The organism is Tropicimonas aquimaris (assembly GCF_042676185.1).
Lineage (GTDB): Bacteria > Pseudomonadota > Alphaproteobacteria > Rhodobacterales > Rhodobacteraceae > Tropicimonas > Tropicimonas aquimaris.
In genome coordinates this window covers 14,384-34,238 of sequence record NZ_JBHTJT010000025.1, presented here as the reverse complement: position 1 = coordinate 34,238, position 19,855 = coordinate 14,384, and the positions used below count along the sequence as shown (strand labels likewise).

Here is a 19,855-nt window from a genome sequence, read left to right as displayed (position 1 = left end):
GCGCGAAGCTCAATGAAACTCACGCACTTTGCTTGGAAGGCTAAGGTCTTACCACTACACAACGCTCGCTCAGAGGCCTAGACACCTATTTCATGGGCTTTCGGGCGTCAAGCGTGATGTATGGGACGGTCTCGACATCGATTGCGGCGAGGGAAGGCCAAGCTCGATTCTAGGGGTGCTGCTGGACATCTCGGGCGTACTCTGCCAGGGCTCCAAGCTCACCCCGGGTTCGGAGTACGCGGTCGCGGGGGTGAGGCGAGTGGGGATCTCAGTTCGAATCTTGACCAACGCCACCCGTCAACTGAAACGTTGGATCCATGAGAAACTAGCGTCTTTTGGAACTGCGGCTGAGTCCGGGGAGTCCCTGACCCCGGCGGCGACTGCCTGTGCACAGTTTGAGACCCATGGCTACTCGCCATATCTGATGTTCCACCCATATCTCGAAAAGGACTTCGAAGGGCGTGCTTTCGATGGCCCAAAGGCAGTTGTCGTCGGAGATGCCGGCCCATTCAACACCTACATGCGCTTGAAAGCGGCTTTCTATCAGATCTATCAAGACGCACCGTTTCTCGCCATTGCGGCCCACCGGGTTTCCGGGACGGCGACGGCGAACTGAGACTCGATGCCGGGGCTCTGGTGCGTGCGTTGGAGTACTCCAGCGGAAAGCAGGCGCTCCTGCTCGGCATGCCCGCGGAAGCCTTCTTTCTCGAAGGAACTGCGAGCCTGGGCTTGTGATTCCTCCGAGGCCGTCATGATCAGAGATCACGCGGAGAGCGAAGTCGCTGGGATGCTGTCTGCTGGTCCCGGCAGGGGCGCCCTTGTCCGCAAGGGTAAGTACTCTGAAGGCGACGAAATACGCTTCAATCCTCGACCGACACTTGCCGCGCACGATGTCCGGGAAGCCGTGGACACGATTATCGACGAGCGGACCAGGGGGGAAAGAATTGGTCAGGTGACGGGCGGCCCCACTGCCGATCGCGCCCTTAGCCGTTGCATTATCGATAAAACGCCTCCGGCAGGAACAGGGCGATCTGCGGGAAGAAGACGATCAGCATCAGCACAGTGATGAGCGGCACGAGGAACGGCATCGTGGCTTTCACGCATTTCTCGAAACTCACGCCCGAGACTTCGGCCAGCACGTAGAGGACCATGCCGATGGGCGGGGTCAGCAGGCCGATCATCAGGTTGAGGATCACGATGATGCCGAGGTGAACCGGATCGATGCCGACCTGGGCCGCGATCGGCAGGAGCACCGGCACAAGGATGGTGATCGCGGCGATCGTCTCCATGAAAAGGCCGATCACCAGCACCATTGCCATCATGATCAGCAGCACCATCTGCTTGTTCGTTGTCAGCCCCAGCAGGGCATCGCCGAGCGTTGTGGCGACCTGGTTTGCGGTAAGGATCCAGGCGAAGATCGCGGCCGCCGCGACGATCATCAGGATCGCCGCCGTGGTTTCGATCGTGTCGATAGAGACCCGGACAAGGTGCCGCCAACTCAGGGAGCGATAGACGACGAGGCCTAGAAACAGCGCATAAACCACCGCCGCGACGGCGGCTTCGGTCGGCGTGAAGGCCCCGGTGACGATGCCGCCGATGATGATGCCGGGGGTCAGCAGCGGCAGGAAGGCCTCCTTGAACGTGGTCCAGAGCCGGCAGAGCTCGAAACGCTCGTCCTTCGGATAGTTCCGTTTCCTGGCGAGCCAGGCCACCATGACCATCAGCGCAACGGCCATCAGCAGTCCGGGCACCAGCCCCGCCGCGAACAACTCGCCAATCGAGACCGAAGCCATGACCCCGTAGATCACCAGCGGCAGCGAGGGCGGGATGATCGGGCCGATCGTCGAGGACGCGGCGGTGATCCCGACCGAGAAGTCGGTGTCGTAGCCCGCGTCCCGCATCGCCTTGATCTCCACGTTGCCGAGCCCGCCCGCATCGGCGACGGCAGCACCGGACATGCCGGCGAACAGCACCGAGGCGCCGACGTTGACGTGCCCGAGCCCGCCGGGCAGCCAACCCACCATCGCGCGGGCGAAGTTGAAGATCTTGGTGGTGATGCCGGCGGTGTTCATCAGGTGTCCGGCGAGAATGAAGAACGGGATCGCGAGCAGCGGGAAGGAGTTGATCCCGTTGGTCATGTTGTGGAACACCACCACGTCCGGCAGGTCTGACAGCAGGACATAGATAAGGGAGGCCAGCCCGAGCGAGACGGCCACCGGCACGCCGATGACCAGCATCACCGCCAGCGAAACGAACATGATCGTGAGTTCCATCGGGCAAGCCTCAGAAATTTTCGAGTTTGTTGTGGGCGACATCCTCGGCATCCGTATGGATCAGCCGGACGATGTTGCGGATCGTGTATAGAACCATGGCCACGCAGGCCGCCATGACGACGTACCAGATGATCGCCTTGGGCCAGGGCACGGTGATCATCTTCTGACCGGCGGTGCGCTCGACCATCGCCAGCCCGAGATAGCCGAGGTAGCCGAAGAAGAAGCCGGTGATCATCTCCACCGTCACGGCCATCGGCTTGATGGCTCCGCGGGGAACGTAGCGGTAGAAGAATTCCAGATAGATGTGCGATCCCTTGCGCACACAGGTGACCGAGCCGACGAACCCGAGGACGATCAGCAGGTACCGGGCCATTTCCTCGGTCCAGCCCAGGCTGTCATTCAGGACGTATCGGGTGAAGAATTGCGTTGCCACGATCAGGATCAAGACGACGAAGAGGATGATCACCGGGATGTCGAGCGGTGAGACGTCCGACAGATCTTCGCTCGCGATGTCCATCTGGCTGAGGTCGATCTCCGGATGGGAGAACTCGGGGGAATCTTGCATGTAGGCCAGCTTTCAAAGGGCGTCCGCCCCCGTCGTCTTGCGGGAGCGGACGTGTGGCGTGCGGATCAGTTGTTGCCGGGCAGGGCCTGCAGCGCCTCGAAGTCTTCCTTCGAGAACGGCACGCCGTCGCCGGTCAGCGCCGGCGCGACGGCTTCCATGAACGGGCCGCGGTCGACCACGTTGACGGTGATGCCCTGGTCCTCGAACCAGCTGGCCAGCTCGTTCTCGGCCGTCTCGATCGTGTCGGTGACGTAGTCGGCGTTGTCCTTGAGCGCCTGCAGAAGGATCTCGCGGTCACCTTCGGAGAGCTTGTCGAGCTTGGCTTTGGAGACCAGCGTCAGCGTCGAGTTCATGATGTGGCCGGTCAGGTTGATGTTCGACTGGACCTCGTGGAACTTCTTGGCCTGGATCGTCGTCAACGGGTTCTCCTGCGCATCGACCACGCCTTGCTGGAGCGCGAGGTAGACTTCCGAGAAGGCCATCGGCGTCGGGTTGGCTCCGGTGGCCTCGGGGAAGATCAGGTAGGCCGGCGCGTTCGGGACGCGGATCTTCAACCCTTCCATGTCTGCCGGTTCGAGGATCGGCTTGTTGGAGGTGACGTGACGCGAGCCATAGTAGCTGAGCGCCGCGACGACGTTGCCGTTCATGTTCTCGGAGAGCTTGGCAGATTGTTCCTTGAACAGGTCGCTGTCACGATAGGCGCGCCAGTGATCCATGCCGCGCAGGGTGAACGGGTAGTCGGCCATGCCGATAGGTGCGTAGAAGGCCGAGACGAAACCGATGCCAGTATAGATGATGTCCACGGTGCCGAGCGACAGCCCTTCGGACAGTTCGAGCTCCTTGCCGAGCGAAGAGGCCGGGAAGACCTTGATCTCGACACGGCCCTCGGTCTTCTCCGCCACGTCCTTCGCCACCTGTTCGGCGCCGATATGCAGCGGGTGGTTCACCTCGTAGACATGCGCGAACTTCAGCGTTTCCGCGGCCTGCGCAACACTGGCGGCCGCCACGGCCATCGCCGAGACCGCAATCCCGCGGAACAATCTGTCGAGCTTCATGGTCTTCTCCCTTTTCTGGTTCGGGGCACCTGCCCCACACCGTGCCCGGCACGGCATTGGAAGGCGGACCAGGTCGACCCGCCCGGGGTTCGTGGGCGCTAGATCGCGCCCAGGATCATGTCGGCGCAGCGATCGGCGATCATCATGGCCGGTGCATTGGTGTTGCCGGCCACGATGTCGGGCACCGCCGACATGTCGCAGACCCTGAGGCCCTCGATGCCGCGCACCCTGAGGCGCGGGTCGAGAACGGCCATGGGATCGTCGTCGTGGCCCATCTTGGTGGTCGCGCAGGGGTGGTAGTTCGTCTTCACGAAGCGCCGGCAGTGTTCGCGGATGCCTTCATCCGTCGCCCGCGCCTCCGCATCCGGCAGAACCAGCCGGTCGATCTTCGACGCCAGCGGTTCCCTGGAGAAAACCTCGCAGAAGAACTTCTGGCCCGCGACCATGGTTTCCATGTCGTCTTCGTGGCTCAGCAGGTTCGGGTGGACCAGCGGCATGTCGCCGGGATTGTCGGAGGCAAGGCGGACCCAGCCGCGCGACTTGGGCTGGATCACCACGGTCGTCACGGTCATCCCGTGCCGGTCCTGCACCAGGTGCTGCGCGTCGCGGTCGATATAGACCATGCCGACGCAGAAGGTCTGGATCGACGGCGGGGCATCGCGATCGATGGGATTGACGAAGGCGCCGCATTCGACGCCGGTCGAACAGACCCGTCCGGAGCCGAAGAGCTTGAACTGCACCCCGTTCAGGATCATCCGCCAGCCCTCGCCCTGCTTGAAGTAGCCGTAGGGGCCGTTCGTGTAGGCGGTGATCGGAACTTCCGGATGGTCGATCAGGTTGTTGCCCACTCCCGGAAGGTCGAGCTCGACATCGACGCCGACCTCGCGCAGGTGGTCCGCCGGACCGATGCCGGACAGCATCAGGATCTTCGGCGTCACCAGTGCCCCTGCGGTCACGATCACCTCGCCCTCGGCGCGGACCTCGTGCAGGGAGCCCTTGCTGTCGGCATAGACGACGCCGACGGCGCGGCCGGCGTCGATCAGCACCCGATGCACCTCGCTTTGCAGTCGCACCGTCAGGTTCGGATTTTTCTTCAGGGGCTCCACGTGGGAATAGGCCGAGGAGGAGCGTTTCCCGTCGCGGTTCATGAACTGGTAGTAGCCCGCGCCGCGCTGCGAGGGGCCGCAGAAGTCGCAGTTGAACGGTTCGCCCATCGCCTGAACGGCCTGCACCCAGTCGCGTGACAATTGGTCGATGTAGCCCGGGTCGGACACCTTCAGCGGCCCGCCGACGCCGTGGTACTCGTTCAGAAGCCGGTTGTTGTCCTCCATGCCCGTGAAGGACGGCAGGACATCGTCAAACCCCCAGGGCACGTAGTCCTGGCTGCCGCGGAGCGCGGTGTCCCAGCGGTCGTAGTCGGAAGGACGGCCGCGCATATAGACCTGTCCGTTGACGGTCGATCCTCCGCCCAGCACGTGGCCCTGCGGGATATCGTGCTGGCGGCCGTGGAAGTGCGCCTGCGGCACCGTCTTGTGGTACCGCATGTACTTCGAGCCGTTGATCATCTTGAAGATGCCCGGCGGCATGTCGAGCAGCGGATGGTGGTGGGAATAGCCCGCCTCCAGCAGCAGCACGCGTGCGCCCCCTTCACTGGCCAGCCGCGCCGCAATCACGCAGCCGGAAGCACCACCGCCGACGACGATGTGATCGAAGCTCTCCATCGATGTTCCTCCCTGCCCGGGGCCCTAGCCCACGTCGCCGAACGTCTGTCTGACGTGCTCCCAGGCTGTGTTCAGGTGATCCACGAGCGCCTCCTCCGCGGCATCGGGATCGCGTTCGAGAATGGCCATGTAGATCGTTTCATGGCTGGCATAGTTGACGCGGTTGCGTTCCGGCGACCGCAGCATCCGACTCCAGTGCGGCGCCAGCCAGGTGGCGTAGGCGTTGTGAAGGGTCGGAAAGATCGGGTTGCGCGGGATCTGGTAAAGAACCGCGTGGAACGCCACGTCGGTCGCATAGAAGACGTTGGAATCCTCGATCGCGTCCTGGTTCCTCTGAAGGGCGTCCTTCAGGTTGGCGATGTCGCTCTTGCCGGCCGAGACCGCAGCGTCACGCACCAGGCCGCGCTCGACGAACACCCGGCTTTGAAACAGCGACCCGACGCCGCCCTTCTGCTCCAGAAGCAACTCGACAATGCTTCCGACCGATGCCAGCGCCGTGTCGTAGCCGGGCTTGCGGACGATCGGGCGAAAGCGCGGCTTGGCATCCAGCAGCCCGCGACTGGCCAGCGTCGCCACGGCCTCGCGAATGACGGTACGGCTGGCCGAGAAACGCTCCATCAGGTCGCGCTCCGAAGGGAGTGGCGACTTGTCAGGCAACTCGCCCGACAGGATCTGGTGCTGGAGCCTGTCGACGATGGTGTCCGATGCGCGGCCACCCGAGTGCGCGGCCTCCAGAACACCCCGGCTGTCCTCCTCACTCACGCCGACCTCCCATCATTTGGTCTAATCATAATAAAGCCACTACTCGCGATTCGCGCCTATTTCAATCCAAAAACTTACATCTTTGACCAATAATAGGCCATTCTACAAAATTTCTTGACGATCGGTCCGAGCAGGGAGTAGCGTGCCGAAAAGTTTGGTCCGACCAAGAGGAGCTCTGAATGGACTTGTTCGACCTCAGCCCCGGCACGATCTCCAACGCCAGCATGCTCATCGATGGCGCCCGGGTTGCAGGTGGCGGTGATCGGATCGAGGTCGACAACCCGGCGGACGAATCGATCATCGCGACGATCCCCGACGGGACCGCCGAAGACGCGATCGCCGCGCTTGAGGCCGCTCGGCGGGCGCAACCTGCCTGGGCGGCGCTGCCGGCGATCCGCCGTGGCGAGGCGGTGCTGGCGCTTGCCGCCGAGGTCGAAGCACGCGCCGAGGAGCTGGCGCGTATCATCACGCTCGAACAGGGAAAGCCTATCGGCCAGGCCCGCGGCGAGGTCGGCGCCGTGCTCACCTTCCTGCGCCATGCGGCCGGCGGTGCCCGGCGTATCGAGGGCGACATCGTCGCCTCCGACAATCCCGACGAGGAGATCCACGTCCGACGGCACCCGCACGGCGTCGTCGTGGGGCTGACGGCATGGAACTACCCCGCCGCGCTGTGCGCACGTAAACTTGGCCCGGCCCTCGTTACCGGCAACACCTTTGTCCTGCTGGCGCACGAGATCACGCCGCTCTCCGGGCTCTTCATATGCGCCCTGGCGGAGCGGGCCGGCATTCCGAAGGGCGTGGTGAACGTGGTGACGGGCCGGGGCGCCGTCGTGGGGCAGGCGCTGGTCGAGAGCCCCCTGTCCGACCTCGTGACGATGACCGGCAGCACCCGCGCAGGCAAACAGATCTACAAGACCGGTGCGCAGACCATGAAGGTCCTGCGGCTGGAACTGGGCGGCAAGGCCCCGTTCATCGTGATGGACGACGCCGACATCGACGCCGCCGTCGAGGCGGCGGTCGTCGCGCGCTACACCAATTGCGGCCAGATCTGCACCTGCAACGAGCGGATGTACCTTCACAGCGCGATCGCCGAGGAATTCCTCGAGAAGTTCGTCGCGCGCTCGCGCGCCCTGACGATCGGCGATCCGATGACGGATCCGGACATGGGGCCGAAGGTCAGCGCCGTCGAGGTCGACAAGGTCGCCGCGATGATCGCGACCGCGCGCGAGGAAGGGGCGGAGGTTCTCCTGGAGGGCGGACCGCTTCGGGACGGCGCCCATGCCAGGGGCTACTGGATGGCGCCGACCGTCCTTTCGGTGAAGGACAACGCCTCGACTCTGGTTCGGAACGAGGTCTTCGGACCCGTCGTCCCGGTGCTCACAGTTGACAGTTTCGAGCAGGCCGTCGCGCAGGCCAATGACACGGATTACGGGCTCTCCGCCTATGTCTTCACGCGCGACTACAAGCGCATCGCGCAGACGCCTTACGCGCTGAAATTCGGCGAGATCTACCTGAACCGGGCCAATGGCGAGCAGGTCCAGGGTTTCCATACGGGATGGAAGGAATCCGGGCTTGGCGGCGAGGACGGCAAGTACGGATTTGATGGGTACCTGCGGAAGCAGACCACCTATCTCAACTGGGGTTGACCCCAATACCGTTCCGCTCCGGGAGGACGGGGCGGACATTTACAGTGGAGGAGACAAAATGAAACGTAGAATTCTCATGGGAACGGCCATCGCCTTCGGCCTCGCCCTGACGACGGTATCGGCGATCGCCGAGCCGCCCCCGCTCGCCCAGAAGGACCGTTACAAGGTCGGCTTCAGCCAGATGGAGTCCAACAACCCCTGGCGGATCGCGGAAACCAAGTCGTTCCACGACACGGCGGAAGCCTGCAACTGGGACCTCATCGCGACCGACGCCGCCGGCTCCGCCGCGAAACAGGTTGCCGATGTCGACTCGATGATCGCCCAGGGCATCGACGTGCTCTTCCTGCCGCCGCGTGAAGAGAAGCCGCTGATCCCCGCCGTGATGAAGGCCAAGGCTGCCGGTATCCCGACCTTCCTCGTCGACCGTTCCGTCGACCCGAACGTAGCCAAGGCCGGCGAGGACTACGTCGCGTTCCTTGGGTCCGACTTCATCGACCAGGGCCGTCGCGTGGCGGAATGGACCATCGAGAACTTCAAGGGCGACAAGGGCATCATTGTCGAGCTCGAAGGCACCACCGGATCCTCGCCCGCAAATGACCGCAAGAAGGGCTTCGACGACCGTATCCTGCAGGACGACCGCTTCGAGATCGTCGCCAGCCAGACCGGCGATTTCGCCCGCGACCTCGGACGCCAGGTCATGGAGACCCTGCTGCAGGCCCATCCCGACGTGAACATTGTCTATGCCCACAACGACGAGATGGCCATCGGCGCGATCCAGGCGCTGGAACTCGCCGGCCGCAAGCCGGGGGAGGACGTGCTCGTCGTATCCATCGACGGCACCCGCGATGCGCTCCAGGCGATCATCGACGGCAAGATGGGCGTGACGGTGGAGAGCTCGCCGTTCTTCGGTCCGCTGGCCTGCGAAGTGATGAAGCGCTACGCCGCCGGCGAGACGATCGAGCCGTGGGTGCAGGTCAAGGACCGCATCTTCACCCAGGAAAATGCCGCCGATCACATCGACGAGGCATACTGATTCCTCCCTGCCGGGGGACGGCTTCGGTCGTCCCTCGTGCGGACCTGGCGAAAGGCCTCAGATGCAACCGCTCCTGAGAATGCAGGGCATCAACAAGTCGTTTGCGGGCGTCGTGGCGCTCTCATCTGCCGGACTTGAAATTGCCGCTGGCGAGGTTCATGCCCTCATCGGGCAGAACGGCGCCGGAAAATCCACCCTGATCAAGATCCTGACCGGCGTTTATCGCAAGGACTCGGGAGACATCGAATTCGAGGGCGCTCCGCTGAATGCCCAATCCCCTCGCGAGGCGCAGGACAACGGGATCGCGACGATCTACCAGGAGCTCAGCCTGGTTCCTCTGCGCTCGGTGACCGAGAACGTCATCATGGGCTACGAGCCCCGAACCCGGTTTGGTTTCATCGACTGGAAGGCCGCGCATGACCGCACGCGCGAGATCCTGTCCGGTTTCGGCATCGACATCGACGTGACCCGGCCGCTCGGCAGCTACTCCACCGCGATCCAGCAGCTCACGGCGATCGCGCGCGCGGTGTCGCTGAACGCCCGGCTGGTGATCATGGACGAACCGACCTCCTCGCTCGACGACCGCGAGGTGGAGACGCTCTTCGGCGTGGTGCGTGGCCTGAAGGCGCGCGGCGTGTCGGTGATCTATGTCTCTCACTTCCTCGACGAGCTGTTCCACATCTGCGACCGCGCCACGATCATGCGCGACGGTCAGACCGTGGCGGTGCGCGAGATCGCGTCCACCACGAAGCTCGGACTGATCGCCGACATGCTCGGTCGCGACCCGGAAGAAATCGCCGCTGCCGGCATGACCGATCTCGGCGGCGGCAAGGGCGAGGCCGGCGAATTGCTGCTCGACGCACGGAACCTCTCGACCCGGCGGATGCTGCGGGACGTGTCGGTCTCCGTCCACAAGGGCGAGATCGTCGGGCTTGGCGGGCTGCTCGGATCCGGACGGACCGAAGCCGCGCGGGCGATCTTCGGTCTCGACAAGCTGAGCGCCGGCACCGTCAGCACGCATCGCACGCCGGCCGGCTTCTCCGATCCCGCCGAGGCGATCCGCGGCGGCGTCGGCTTCCTGACGGAGGACCGCAAGGCCGAAGGGATCGTGCCGGAAATGTCGGTCCGCGAGAACATGACGCTCGCCTTGTTGCCGGCGCTGGCCGGGAAATTCTCGCTCGACCGGGCGCGCGAGGAGGAGATCGTCAAGAAGTTCGTCGACGCGCTCGGCATCAAGCTTGCCAGCATCGAGCAACCGATCCGCGAACTGTCGGGAGGCAACCAGCAGAAGGTGTTGCTCGCCCGGTGGCTCGCGCTGGAACCGGACCTGCTCATCCTCGACGAGCCGACGCGCGGCGTGGACGTCGGCGCCAAGTTCGAGATCCAGTCGATCATCCGGGAATACGTCGAGAAGGGCGTCGGCGTGCTTCTGATCTCCTCGGAGTTCGAGGAGCTCGTCGAGGGTGCGGACCGCATCGTCGTGCTACAGGACGGCGTCTCGGTCACCGAGCTGCGCAACCCTGGCATCACCGAGGAGAAACTGATCGGCGCCATCGCGCAATCCCACGAGGGGGCGGCGGCATGACCGACCAGGCCCAGACGCCCTCCCCCCAGAGCAGGAGCCTCGCCATGAACGGGTTAGACTGGAAACGGCTCTCGAGGCATGGCGGCCTCATTGCGCTCGCGCTGCTTCTTCTCATCAACATCCTGATCACGCCCAACTTCCTGCAGCTGCAGACCCTGTTCGTGAACATCAGCCAGGTGGCCACCATCGCCATCGTTGCCGTCGGCATGACACTGGTGATCGCGACCGCGGGGATCGATCTCAGCGTCGGCGCGGTGATGGCCGTGGCCGGCGCGCTGGCGCCGCTCATCTTCCTGTCGGACTTCGCCCAGGCGAACCCGTCGCTCGGACTGGCGCTGTCGATCGCCGTACCCATTCTCGTGGCGCTGGTCTGCGGGCTCTTCAACGGCGTGCTCGTGGCCTATCTCGGCGTCCAGCCGATCATCGCCACGCTCATCTTCTTCATTTCCGGGCGCGGGATCGCGCAGGTGCTGACCAACGGCAACCTGCAGACCTTCAGCCACCCGGGCTTTTCCTACATCGGCACCGGAAAGATCCTGGGGCTGCCGTTCCAGGGCTGGCTGGTGCTGGTGATCGCGGTTGTCTTCTGGTGGGTCGTGAACCGGACTATGTTCGGCCGCCGCATCCTTGCCGTCGGTGGCAACGAAAAGGCGGCACGGCTGACCGGAACACCGGTGCGGCGCGTGAAGATCGGCGTCTATGTCATCTCCGCCGGGCTGTCCGGGATCGCCGGGCTGATCGTCGTTGCGATCAACTCCGCCTCCGACGCCGCGCGGATCGGCAACCTGATGGAGCTCGACGCCATCGCGGCGGCCGTCGTCGGCGGCACCCTTCTGATGGGCGGCAAGGCGCCGATCTTCGGGGCGATCCTTGGCGCAATCATCATCCAGCTGGTGAAGTACACGCTGCTGGCCAACGGCGTTGCCGACGAGGTCGCGCTCATCGCCAAGGCTGGCATCATCGTGCTGGCCGTTTACGTCCAGCAAGGCCGGAAGGAGTGAACGGCATGCTCGATACCAACGCGTTCGATCTCCGGAAATACCTGCAAGGCAACGGCCAGTCCGTCGGCGTGTGGATCGCGCTCGTGGCGATGATCCTGTTCGGTGCGCTGCGCTACGACAACTTCACCGGCGCCTACAACATCAGCTCTTTCCTGAACTACAACTCGATGTTCATCGCCATCTCGCTCGGCATGTGCTTCGTCATCATGACCGGCGGCATCGACCTCTCGGTGGGGTCGGTGGTGGCCTTCACCTCGGTCTGCGTGGCCTACCTGTCACCCTACGGCATCCAGGTGGCGCTTCCGGGCGGAATCCTGGCCGGCATGGCGATCGGCGCGCTCAATGCGTTCTTCGTCATCAAGATGCGCATCCCGCCATTCATCGCCACCCTGGCGACGATGCTGGGCGCCAAGGGCGGCGCGCTGGTGATTTCCGGGCGGCAGACGATCTCTGTCGACTGGGGGTCGAACTTCACCAAGTTCGGAATGGGCAATGTCGGCGGGCTGCTGCCTTGGTCGATCATCGTGGTCATGGTGCTAGCCGTGGGCCTGTGGGTTGTGCTGGAAAAGACCTCCATCGGACGCACGGTCGAGGCAATCGGCGGCGGCGAGGACGCGACCCGGATGATGGGCCTGCCCGTCGACCGGGCCAAGGCCTTCGTCTACATCCTGTCCGGCGGCTGCGCCGGGCTTGCCGGTGTGATCCTCGCTTCCGGCTTCGGTGCAGGTCAGCCGCTCGAAGGGGTGGGCTGGGAGCTTTCGGCCATCGCGTCGGTCGTGGTCGGCGGCACGCTGCTGACCGGCGGCCTCGGTTCCGTTCCCGCAACGGTCGCCGGCGCGCTGTTGCTGGGTCTTGTCTTCAACATCCTCAATTTCGAGAACGGACGCGGCGTGATCAGCTTCTCCGCCTATTGGCAGATGGTCGTGCGCGGCATGTTCCTCTTCGTGGTCATCCTCCTGCAGTCCCGCTTCTCGCGGGCCGCGGCGAAACAGGGAGCCTGAGATGCCAGCAATCAAGTCGCTCGACGCACGGTGCTTCGCGGTTCCGCTCGACGAGATCCTGACCGACGCCAAGCACGGCGATCATTCCCATTTCGAGCTGATCACCGCGACCGTCACGCTTTCCGACGGCACGGTGGGCACCGGCTACACCTATACCGGCGGGCGCGGCGGGCGGTCGATCCTGGCGATGATCGAATACGACCTCGCGCCGTTCGTGCTGGGCCGGGACGGGGACGACGTGGAGGCGCTCTACGACGCGATGCAGTGGCACATGCATTACGTCGCGCGCGGCGGCATCGCCTCCTTCGCGATCTCGGCGGTGGACATCGCGCTCTGGGACGCCCGTTGCAAGCGTCTCGGCAAGCCGCTGTGGCAGGTCGCAGGCGGTGCCTCCGACCGTTGCAATGCGTATTTCGGCGGCATCGACCTCAACTTCTCCCTGCCGAAGCTGCTCGCCTCGATCCGCGGCTATCTTGCGGCCGGGGCGAACGGCGTGAAGATCAAGATCGGCCAGCCGACGCTTGCCGAGGACGTCGAGCGCATCGCCGCGGTGCGCGACCTGATCGGCCCCGAGGTCGCCTTCATGGTCGACGCCAACTACTCGATGAGTGTCGAGCAGGCGATCGAGGCGGCGCGCGCCTTTGAGCCCTTCAACCTGATGTGGTTCGAGGAGCCGACCATTCCGGACGACTACGCGGGTTTCGGCCGGATTGCCGAAGCGACGGGCATGCCGCTGGCGATGGGCGAGAACCTCCACACGATCCACGAGTTCGAATACGCCTTCGAGCAGGCCGGGCTGTCATTTGTGCAGCCCGATGCGTCGAATTGCGGCGGTATCACCGGGTGGCTCCGCGTCGCCGACCTGTCCCGCCAACACGGAATCCCAATCTGCAGCCACGGCATGCAGGAATTGCACGTGAGCCTCGTCTCCGCCCAGCCCAACGCGGGATGGATCGAGCTGCATTCCTTCCCCATCGACCGCTACACGACCCGCCCCGTCGTGCTGCAGGACCATCTGGCGGTGGCGCCTGGCACGCCGGGCATCGGCGTCACCTTCGACTGGGACAAGCTTGAAGCCGCTGCGGAGCAGGAGGCCTCGAGAGCAAGCGCATGACGAGCGTGACGCGTTCGTCCCGCGCAGCCGGGACGGACGCGGCGGCTTGTCGGCGGATCAAGTAACAGGCGCGTCCCCGATGCGCTGGATCAAACGAACATGCGATGGGTCGACGCGATGCCGGCTGTCGTTTCCAGAGGAGTAAGAAAAGATGAAGGCGCTGGTCTACACGGGCCCGAAGAAGGTCGAGGTGCAGGACGTTCCGGTCCCGGAAGGTCGCAGCGGACAGGCAAAGGTCAGGATGCGTTTCTGCGGCGTTTGCGGGACGGATATCGGCATCTTCGCCGGCAAGCACCCGCGCGCCAAGGCGCCGCTGGTCCTCGGGCACGAGTTCGTCGGTGCTGTCGAGGTGGTCAAGGACGGCTCCGGCCGCTTTGCCGCCGGCGACCGCGTCGTCGCCTATCCGCTGCTGTCCTGCGGTCACTGCCTGCCCTGCCGGACCGGCCAGCCGCATGTCTGCGAGACGCTCAAGCTCATCGGCATCGACCGCGATGGCGGCATGGCCGACTATGCCTGGATCGACGAGGACGTGCTCTTCAAGGTTCCGGATTCAGTCTCCGACGAGATCGCCGCGCTGGTCGAGCCGCTGGCCGTCGTGGTGCGGTCTCTGCACCAGGCCCGGTTCAACCTGCTCGACACGACGGTCGTCACCGGCGCCGGGCCGATCGGCGTCCTGACCGCGATCGTGCTCAAGCATTCCGGCGCCTCGCGCATCGTGATCTCCGATGTCGACGAGGCGCGTCTCGCGCTCTGCCGCGAGTTCGGGTTCGAGACGGTGAATGTCGGGCAGACCAGTCTTGTCGACTACATCAGCGCAAGCACCGAAGGCGAGGGCGTCGACATCGTGTTCGAATGCTCCGGCGTCGCAAGCGCGGCGGCGGAGATGACGAAGATCGCCCGCGTCGGCGGCACGATCTGCATGACCGGGATCCACAAGGAACCGCGGGCGGTGGACCTGCGCGACATGAACTTCAAGGAGCAGATTCTGGTCGGCTCCCGCGTCTACACGCTGCGCGAATTCGGGATGTCGGTGGCCTATGCCGAAACGCTCGCGTCGGATCTGGAGAAGGTGATCACCCAGAAGGTGCCGCTCTCGGGATCCGCAAGCGTCTTCGACATGATCGCCGATCCGGACGTGAACGCCGTCAAGGTGCTCGTGGACTGCCAGGCGTGACGGAAGAGGGGTTTGCGGCGATGAACATGTTCGACCTCGAGGGCCGGAAGGCGATCGTGACCGGTGGGACGCGCGGCCTTGGCAAGGGCATGGCGGAAGCCCTGCTCGAAGCAGGCGCGGAAGTGGTGATCTTCGGGTCCGGCGACAGCGTGCACAACGTGGCGGGTGCGTTCCGGGAGCGGGGGCTGGCCTGTCACGGGCTCGTCGTGGACCTCTCTCACGCCATTGCGCGGGGTCGGGGCTTCGACGAAGCGCTTGCGCTTCTGGGTGGGCGGCTGGACGTCCTGGTCACCGCCGCGGGCGTCCAGCGCCGCCACAAGAGCGAGGATTTCCCGCTCGAGGACTGGTCCGGCGTGCTGGAGGTGAACCTGACCGCCGTGTTCGATCTTTGCCAGCGCGCGGCGAGGGTGATGCTGCCGCAGGGCGGCGGCAAGATCATCAACGTCGCCTCGCTCCTCAGCTTTTTCGGCGGACTGACCGTGCCGGCCTACGCGGCGAGCAAGGGCGGCATCGCCCAGCTCACCAAGGCGCTGGCCAACGAATGGGCAGGACGCGGGATCTGCGTGAACGCGATCGCCCCGGGCTACATGGCGACCGACATGAACAGCGCCCTGCTCGCCGACGCCGGGCGCAATGCAGAGATCTCCGCACGCATCCCGGCGCACCGCTGGGGCACGGCCGAGGACATGAAGGGCCCGCTGCTGTTCCTTGCCTCCGGAGCGTCGGACTACGTGAACGGCGCAATCCTTCCGGTGGACGGCGGCTACCTCGGCCGCTGACCCCGATACAAAGCAACTGAAAGAAGGTCTGATGAAGATTGTAGTCTCCGATTGCGACCACGAGTCGATGAGCATCGAGCAGAAGGTCCTCTCCGACGCCGGACTCGGGTTCGAGCACTACGCCTGCCGAAGCGAGAACGACCTGATCGCCCAGTGCGAGGGGGCCAACGCCATTCTCACGCAGTACGGTCCGTTCACCGACCGGGTGCTGGCGGCGCTCAGGCCGTCGCTCGGGATCATCGTGCGCTACGGCGTGGGCGTTGATACCGTCGATCTCGAGGCCGCGACGCGCCACGGCGTACAGGTCTGCAATGTACCGGACTACGGGATGTACGAGGTCTCCGACCATGCGCTCGGGCTGATGCTCGCCCTCGTGCGCAAGATCCCGATGATCTCGGCGGCCGCGCACCGGGGGGAGTGGGACTACCGGCTCACGATCCCCGTTCGCAGGGTCAAGGACATGACGGTCGGCGTCCTCGGGGTCGGGCGGATCGGACGGCTTTTCGCCGAGAAGGCCTCCGCGCTGGGCTGCCGCGTGGTGCTCTGCGATCCGTACAAGCCGGGGGTGTGCCGCCAGCTTCCGGGAACCGACGAGGTCGACTTCGACGAGTTGCTGCGCGAGGCCGACGTGATCTCCGTCCATTGCCCGCTGTCGAACGAAACCCGCGGCATCCTCGATCGGGACGCTATCGCGCGGATGAAGACCGGCGCGATCCTGATCAACACGGCCCGCGGCGGCATCATCGACGAGGAGGCGCTCGCCGAGGCGCTTGCCTCCGGCAAGCTGGGCGGGGCGGGCATCGACGTGGTCGAATCCGAACCGCTCGCGGCAAGTTCGCCGCTGCTGCGCTTCGACAACTGCATCGTGACGCCGCACATGGGCTGGTACTCGGAGGAATCCGCGCAGGAGCTCAAACGCAAGGTCGCCGAGGAGGCCGTTCGCTTCGCCAGGGGCGAGGCGCCGCGCTATCCGGTCAACGCGCTGGACACGAGCGAGCGGAGCACCGCCACCAGCCTTGCAGGTAGCGCCGAGAGCTGACCGGCGGCGTGAAAGCCTGCCGTGGATCAATGTTACCGAGTTGAGACCAACGAACGACGCCGGCGGATCGCCGGTGGTGCCATAACAATTGGGATATGAGAAATGGCCCGGATCGAGCGCGTCGAGATCTTCATGGTGGATCTGAAGCCCAAGGTGCTTCGTACGGACGCCATCCAGTCCTTCCAGAGCCAGGAAACGCCGATGGTCCGCATCACGGATGCGGACGGTGCCGTGGGGACCGGCTATACCTACACGATCGGCACGGGTGGCCCGTCCGTGATCAAGCTGTTGGAGCGCACCCTCGTGCCGTTGCTGATCGGGCGGGATGCGGAGGCGATCCAGGGGATCTGGCACGACATGCTCTTTGCCACCCATGCGACCGCCGTCGGAGCGATCACGTCGCTGTCGATGGCGGCCGTGGACATGGCGCTCTGGGATCTCAGATGCCGGCGCGCGGGGTTGCCGCTGTGGCTCATGGCAGGTGGCGCGCGCGAGACCATTCCGCTCTACTCCACCGAGGGCGGCTGGCTTCACATCCAGCCGGAGGCGCTCATCGAGGACGCTCTCGCGGTTCAGGCGCGCGGTTTTCTCGGCTCCAAGATCAAGATCGGCAAGCCGCATCTGTCAGAAGATCGCGCCCGGCTGATGGCGCTGCGAGAGGCTGTGGGACCCGGCTACGAGATCATGGTCGACGCCAACCAGAGCTTCACCCTGCCGGAAGCGATCCGGCGGTCCCGGGTCCTGGAGGAGGCGGGCATCGCCTGGTTCGAGGAACCTCTTCCGGCCGACAATGTCACCGCCCATGCCAATCTGGCCGCGCGGACATCGGTGCCGGTTGCGGTGGGCGAGAGCATGTACTCGCTCTCCCAGTTCAAGGAATATCTCGAGGCCGGCGGCGCCAGCATCGTGCAGGCGGATGTCGCGCGCGTGGGCGGCATCACGCCCTGGCTGAAGATCGCCCACCTGGCCGAGGCCTACAACGTCCCGATCTGCCCGCATTTCCTGATGGAGCTGCACGTCAGCCTGGTCTGCGCCGTGGAGAACGCGCGCTGGCTCGAGTACATCCCGCAGCTCGACTTCATCGCCCCCGAAGGGATGACCATCGAAGGCGGGCTGGCACGGCCCTCGCCGGAACCGGGGATCGGAATCGCCTGGGATTGGGACGCCATCCATCGCGAAGGCGTGATGACGCCGATTGATATCTCTGACTGAACGACGAGCATGTGGATCGGTTGAGATCGTACATTTCGAAGGGCCACGGCAAGCCTCAGGGTGAACGCCAGCAAGACTCTGGGCACGAATCGGGACGGCAACTGTATGGTCCTCGAACCGAGTGACCAGGATAGCGCAGCAACCACCGTCGCGCCGACCAAGGGACGTTCCGCAAGAATGAATACCCAGTTCCACAAGAGTTTGAGCCCGCAGAATTCGGACGGCTGCATCGTGATGTCAGGAACGAACCCGTCGAAGGTGCTGAAGCCGGCGAAATCATGGCCTGGACCGACTGGACGGTGGGGTAGAAACAGGCCGACATGAAGCTGAGCGCACGCGACGATGACTACCGGTCGTTCAAGGACCGGGTCGAGAAAGCGATGTTTACGCAGTTCGAAGCATTCTTGCCGGACCTGGCCGGACTTGTCGTGTTCCGACGTCTCTCGACACAACTCACGACCAACGCGATCACAAAGCATCGCCGGGGGCGCATTCTAAGGACTGGACATCACGCCCGAGCGCGTCATGAGCGGAGCGTTGCAAACTAGAACGCCAGTGCCGGGCCTGTTCCTGGCTGGTCTGGACGTTGTGAGCACAGGAATTCCTGGCGCGCTTTGGGGCGGGTTGCTCGCCGCAGCCAGCTTCGATCCGAAGGTGTTTCGGCAAGTCCCCGGGTAGAAGGCGGTTAGAGACGAGATCCTACTTCCAACTCTCGCAAGGTGGACCTTCAAGCAAAAAGCCCGAATGCCGGCGCCGTCTGCAAACTTGCCGTACAATCAAGTCCGATCGCAGGAGCGACGGCGCCAAAGGAAGAAGACTGCGGATTGTGTTGAAAAACTCGCCCCGGATTTCCGGCCGGCCGGATGAGGCGGAGCGTTCGTGCTGATGCCTCACGCCAGTGAAGGTCTCAGCTTGGCGAGTTTGCGAAGGTTCTGGACGGTTGCGGCGATGTGGAACTCGTCCGTGGCGCCGTTCGGTCCTCTGAGGCGAAGGCGGTCGAGGCCGAGGATGCGCTTCAAGTGGGCGAGTAGCATCTCGACCTTCTTCCAGGCATAGCCCGACGCGACATAGACGTCGGTCTTGGCGATCTCTCGCGCCTTCTGGCGTGCGTGCTCGTGTCTCGACCTGGAGATTTTGCGCGTTGCCTGATTGGGTGTGCATCGGGGTTTCAGGGCGCAGGCGGCGCAATCGTGTTTCCGGGCGAAGTATTTCTTGAAGCCGTCCTTTCCGAACTCCGGACGCCCTTTCGAGATGTCCCGCCAGTAGGGCTTCAGCGCGTGGCCTCCGGGGCAGCGGTGTTCGTCTGCCACTGCATCGTAGGCGAAGTTGGTGGCCGGATACGCACCGTCCTTGCGCTCGGATTTGTCGAAGACCGGGATATGCGGTTCGATGTCCTGGTCGTCGACGAGCCAGCCGAGCATTTCAGCCGTGCCGTAGGCAGTATCCGCGGCCAGCGTGTCCGGGTGGCCGCCCCGTCGTGCTGTAGAATGGCGCGAGATGGTGGCGCATGTCTCCGAAATCGACGAAACGGTCGATGCCCCTGAGCATATGATCCGCCGGGATATGGTCTTCTATCGTGAACTCGCAGAACAGCGCGCCCTGTGCAGCCTGCCACGTCCCCATCATCGCCAGCTCTACCACGCCTCAGGAGAAGTGACTCAGCAGCCAAGCCATCGCTCAAGTGGAGTTTTTCAACACAAGCTCGGCAAAGCCGACTTCTGATCGCTACAAGCTGGCCTTTTGGATTCAATTTCCGCTCCGAGAAAGAGAAGCCTCCCCCGCTGGTCCCTATGGCATCCAAAATAGTTTCTGACCCTCCCCCCCCCCCGGTATAGATCTTCCCGAGCGCCTTTCGTTCTGCGAGTGGGGTCCGGTCCCGAGTTGGAGCTGGGTTT

The 19,855-nt window shown here is 64.4% G+C and carries 18 protein-coding genes and 1 pseudogene; 13 read left to right on the top strand and 6 right to left on the bottom strand.

All coding sequences use genetic code 11. The features are described from left to right. Positions 1–175: 175 nt before the first annotated feature. A complete protein-coding gene (locus ACFQ2S_RS13420) occupies positions 176–616 on the top strand; it encodes a hypothetical protein (RefSeq protein WP_386075175.1) in 441 nt (146 codons plus the stop codon). 6 nt (positions 617–622) lie between these two features. Next, positions 623–1,066: an HAD hydrolase-like protein gene (locus ACFQ2S_RS13415; protein WP_386075174.1), complete on the top strand. Its 444-nt coding sequence runs from the start codon at positions 623–625 to the stop codon at positions 1,064–1,066. Here ACFQ2S_RS13415 and ACFQ2S_RS13410 read toward each other — a convergent pair. From ACFQ2S_RS13410 to ACFQ2S_RS13390, 5 genes are all read right to left on the bottom strand, one after another. Continuing rightward, the gene (locus tag ACFQ2S_RS13410; protein WP_386075172.1) at positions 996–2,273 is read right to left on the bottom strand and encodes a TRAP transporter large permease; all 1,278 of its coding nucleotides are present in this window, start codon (positions 2,271–2,273) and stop codon (positions 996–998) included. The two genes, ACFQ2S_RS13415 and ACFQ2S_RS13410, sit on opposite strands and share 71 nt — an antisense overlap. A gap of 10 nt (positions 2,274–2,283) precedes the next feature. Beyond that, positions 2,284–2,838, bottom strand: coding sequence for a TRAP transporter small permease (locus ACFQ2S_RS13405; RefSeq protein WP_386075170.1), 555 nt, complete (start codon positions 2,836–2,838; stop codon positions 2,284–2,286). Positions 2,839–2,903: 65 nt separating this feature from the next. Continuing rightward, positions 2,904–3,893, bottom strand: a complete 990-nt coding sequence (locus ACFQ2S_RS13400) for a sialic acid TRAP transporter substrate-binding protein SiaP (RefSeq protein WP_089234578.1) — start codon at positions 3,891–3,893, stop codon at positions 2,904–2,906. Positions 3,894–3,991: 98 nt separating this feature from the next. Further along, the gene (locus ACFQ2S_RS13395) at positions 3,992–5,614 is read right to left on the bottom strand and encodes a GMC family oxidoreductase (RefSeq protein WP_386075168.1); all 1,623 of its coding nucleotides are present in this window, start codon (positions 5,612–5,614) and stop codon (positions 3,992–3,994) included. 24 nt (positions 5,615–5,638) lie between these two features. Further along, positions 5,639–6,376, bottom strand: coding sequence for an FCD domain-containing protein (locus ACFQ2S_RS13390; protein ID WP_386075166.1), 738 nt, complete (start codon positions 6,374–6,376; stop codon positions 5,639–5,641). Positions 6,377–6,555: 179 nt separating this feature from the next. On the opposite strand from ACFQ2S_RS13390, the gene ACFQ2S_RS13385 reads away from it, so the two are divergent. The 10 genes from ACFQ2S_RS13385 (at position 6,556) to ACFQ2S_RS13340 (ending at position 17,960) form a co-directional block, all read left to right on the top strand. Beyond that, positions 6,556–8,022: an aldehyde dehydrogenase family protein gene (locus ACFQ2S_RS13385; RefSeq protein WP_386075165.1), complete on the top strand. Its 1,467-nt coding sequence runs from the start codon at positions 6,556–6,558 to the stop codon at positions 8,020–8,022. Positions 8,023–8,080: 58 nt separating this feature from the next. Beyond that, positions 8,081–9,055, top strand: coding sequence for an ABC transporter substrate-binding protein (locus tag ACFQ2S_RS13380; protein WP_089234575.1), 975 nt, complete (start codon positions 8,081–8,083; stop codon positions 9,053–9,055). 61 nt (positions 9,056–9,116) lie between these two features. Beyond that, a complete protein-coding gene (locus ACFQ2S_RS13375) occupies positions 9,117–10,640 on the top strand; it encodes a sugar ABC transporter ATP-binding protein (RefSeq protein ID WP_386075164.1) in 1,524 nt (507 codons plus the stop codon). Positions 10,641–10,684: 44 nt separating this feature from the next. Beyond that, positions 10,685–11,641 carry an ABC transporter permease gene (locus ACFQ2S_RS13370; protein ID WP_386075163.1) on the top strand — a complete coding sequence of 319 codons (957 nt, stop codon included), beginning with the start codon at positions 10,685–10,687 and terminating at the stop codon, positions 11,639–11,641. 5 nt (positions 11,642–11,646) lie between these two features. Next, a complete protein-coding gene (locus ACFQ2S_RS13365; protein WP_089234572.1) occupies positions 11,647–12,642 on the top strand; it encodes an ABC transporter permease in 996 nt (331 codons plus the stop codon). A gap of 1 nt (position 12,643) precedes the next feature. After that, complete coding sequence (locus tag ACFQ2S_RS13360) at positions 12,644–13,756, top strand: mandelate racemase/muconate lactonizing enzyme family protein (protein ID WP_386075161.1); 1,113 nt, start codon at positions 12,644–12,646, stop codon at positions 13,754–13,756. A 151-nt stretch (positions 13,757–13,907) separates the two neighbouring features. After that, on the top strand, positions 13,908–14,930 hold the full coding sequence (locus ACFQ2S_RS13355; RefSeq protein ID WP_386075160.1) for a zinc-dependent alcohol dehydrogenase: 1,023 nt from the start codon (positions 13,908–13,910) through the stop codon (positions 14,928–14,930). A 20-nt stretch (positions 14,931–14,950) separates the two neighbouring features. Further along, positions 14,951–15,709, top strand: a complete 759-nt coding sequence (locus tag ACFQ2S_RS13350) for an SDR family oxidoreductase (RefSeq protein ID WP_386075158.1) — start codon at positions 14,951–14,953, stop codon at positions 15,707–15,709. Between the two features lie 31 nt (positions 15,710–15,740). Beyond that, positions 15,741–16,748 carry a C-terminal binding protein gene (locus ACFQ2S_RS13345; RefSeq protein WP_386075157.1) on the top strand — a complete coding sequence of 336 codons (1,008 nt, stop codon included), beginning with the start codon at positions 15,741–15,743 and terminating at the stop codon, positions 16,746–16,748. Between the two features lie 102 nt (positions 16,749–16,850). Next, entirely contained in the window at positions 16,851–17,960 is a 1,110-nt protein-coding gene (locus tag ACFQ2S_RS13340; RefSeq protein ID WP_386075155.1) for a mandelate racemase/muconate lactonizing enzyme family protein, read from the top strand. Between the two features lie 890 nt (positions 17,961–18,850). On the opposite strand, the pseudogene ACFQ2S_RS13335 reads toward ACFQ2S_RS13340, so the two are convergent. Continuing rightward, a pseudogene (locus tag ACFQ2S_RS13335) lies at positions 18,851–19,423 on the bottom strand (transposase); the annotation flags it as partial. A 34-nt stretch (positions 19,424–19,457) separates the two neighbouring features. Between ACFQ2S_RS13335 and ACFQ2S_RS13330 the strand changes: the two are divergent. Further along, a complete protein-coding gene (locus tag ACFQ2S_RS13330) occupies positions 19,458–19,682 on the top strand; it encodes a hypothetical protein (RefSeq protein WP_386075153.1) in 225 nt (74 codons plus the stop codon). The last annotated feature ends 173 nt before the right edge of the window (positions 19,683–19,855 follow it).

What these genes read in the sequence shown, in the direction of transcription:
- ACFQ2S_RS13415 (WP_386075174.1), top strand. Translation starts at nt 623, where the DNA reads ATGCCGGGGCTCTGGTGCGTGCGTTGGAGTACTCCAGCGGAAAGCAGG.
- ACFQ2S_RS13410 (WP_386075172.1), bottom strand. Translation starts at nt 2,273, where the DNA reads ATGGAACTCACGATCATGTTCGTTTCGCTGGCGGTGATGCTGGTCATC.
- ACFQ2S_RS13405 (WP_386075170.1), bottom strand. Translation starts at nt 2,838, where the DNA reads ATGCAAGATTCCCCCGAGTTCTCCCATCCGGAGATCGACCTCAGCCAG.
- ACFQ2S_RS13400 (WP_089234578.1), bottom strand. Translation starts at nt 3,893, where the DNA reads ATGAAGCTCGACAGATTGTTCCGCGGGATTGCGGTCTCGGCGATGGCC.
- ACFQ2S_RS13395 (WP_386075168.1), bottom strand. Translation starts at nt 5,614, where the DNA reads ATGGAGAGCTTCGATCACATCGTCGTCGGCGGTGGTGCTTCCGGCTGC.
- ACFQ2S_RS13385 (WP_386075165.1), top strand. Translation starts at nt 6,556, where the DNA reads ATGGACTTGTTCGACCTCAGCCCCGGCACGATCTCCAACGCCAGCATG.
- ACFQ2S_RS13380 (WP_089234575.1), top strand. Translation starts at nt 8,081, where the DNA reads ATGAAACGTAGAATTCTCATGGGAACGGCCATCGCCTTCGGCCTCGCC.
- ACFQ2S_RS13375 (WP_386075164.1), top strand. Translation starts at nt 9,117, where the DNA reads ATGCAACCGCTCCTGAGAATGCAGGGCATCAACAAGTCGTTTGCGGGC.
- ACFQ2S_RS13370 (WP_386075163.1), top strand. Translation starts at nt 10,685, where the DNA reads ATGAACGGGTTAGACTGGAAACGGCTCTCGAGGCATGGCGGCCTCATT.
- ACFQ2S_RS13365 (WP_089234572.1), top strand. Translation starts at nt 11,647, where the DNA reads ATGCTCGATACCAACGCGTTCGATCTCCGGAAATACCTGCAAGGCAAC.
- ACFQ2S_RS13360 (WP_386075161.1), top strand. Translation starts at nt 12,644, where the DNA reads ATGCCAGCAATCAAGTCGCTCGACGCACGGTGCTTCGCGGTTCCGCTC.
- ACFQ2S_RS13355 (WP_386075160.1), top strand. Translation starts at nt 13,908, where the DNA reads ATGAAGGCGCTGGTCTACACGGGCCCGAAGAAGGTCGAGGTGCAGGAC.
- ACFQ2S_RS13350 (WP_386075158.1), top strand. Translation starts at nt 14,951, where the DNA reads ATGAACATGTTCGACCTCGAGGGCCGGAAGGCGATCGTGACCGGTGGG.
- ACFQ2S_RS13345 (WP_386075157.1), top strand. Translation starts at nt 15,741, where the DNA reads ATGAAGATTGTAGTCTCCGATTGCGACCACGAGTCGATGAGCATCGAG.
- ACFQ2S_RS13340 (WP_386075155.1), top strand. Translation starts at nt 16,851, where the DNA reads ATGGCCCGGATCGAGCGCGTCGAGATCTTCATGGTGGATCTGAAGCCC.
- ACFQ2S_RS13330 (WP_386075153.1), top strand. Translation starts at nt 19,458, where the DNA reads ATGGTGGCGCATGTCTCCGAAATCGACGAAACGGTCGATGCCCCTGAG.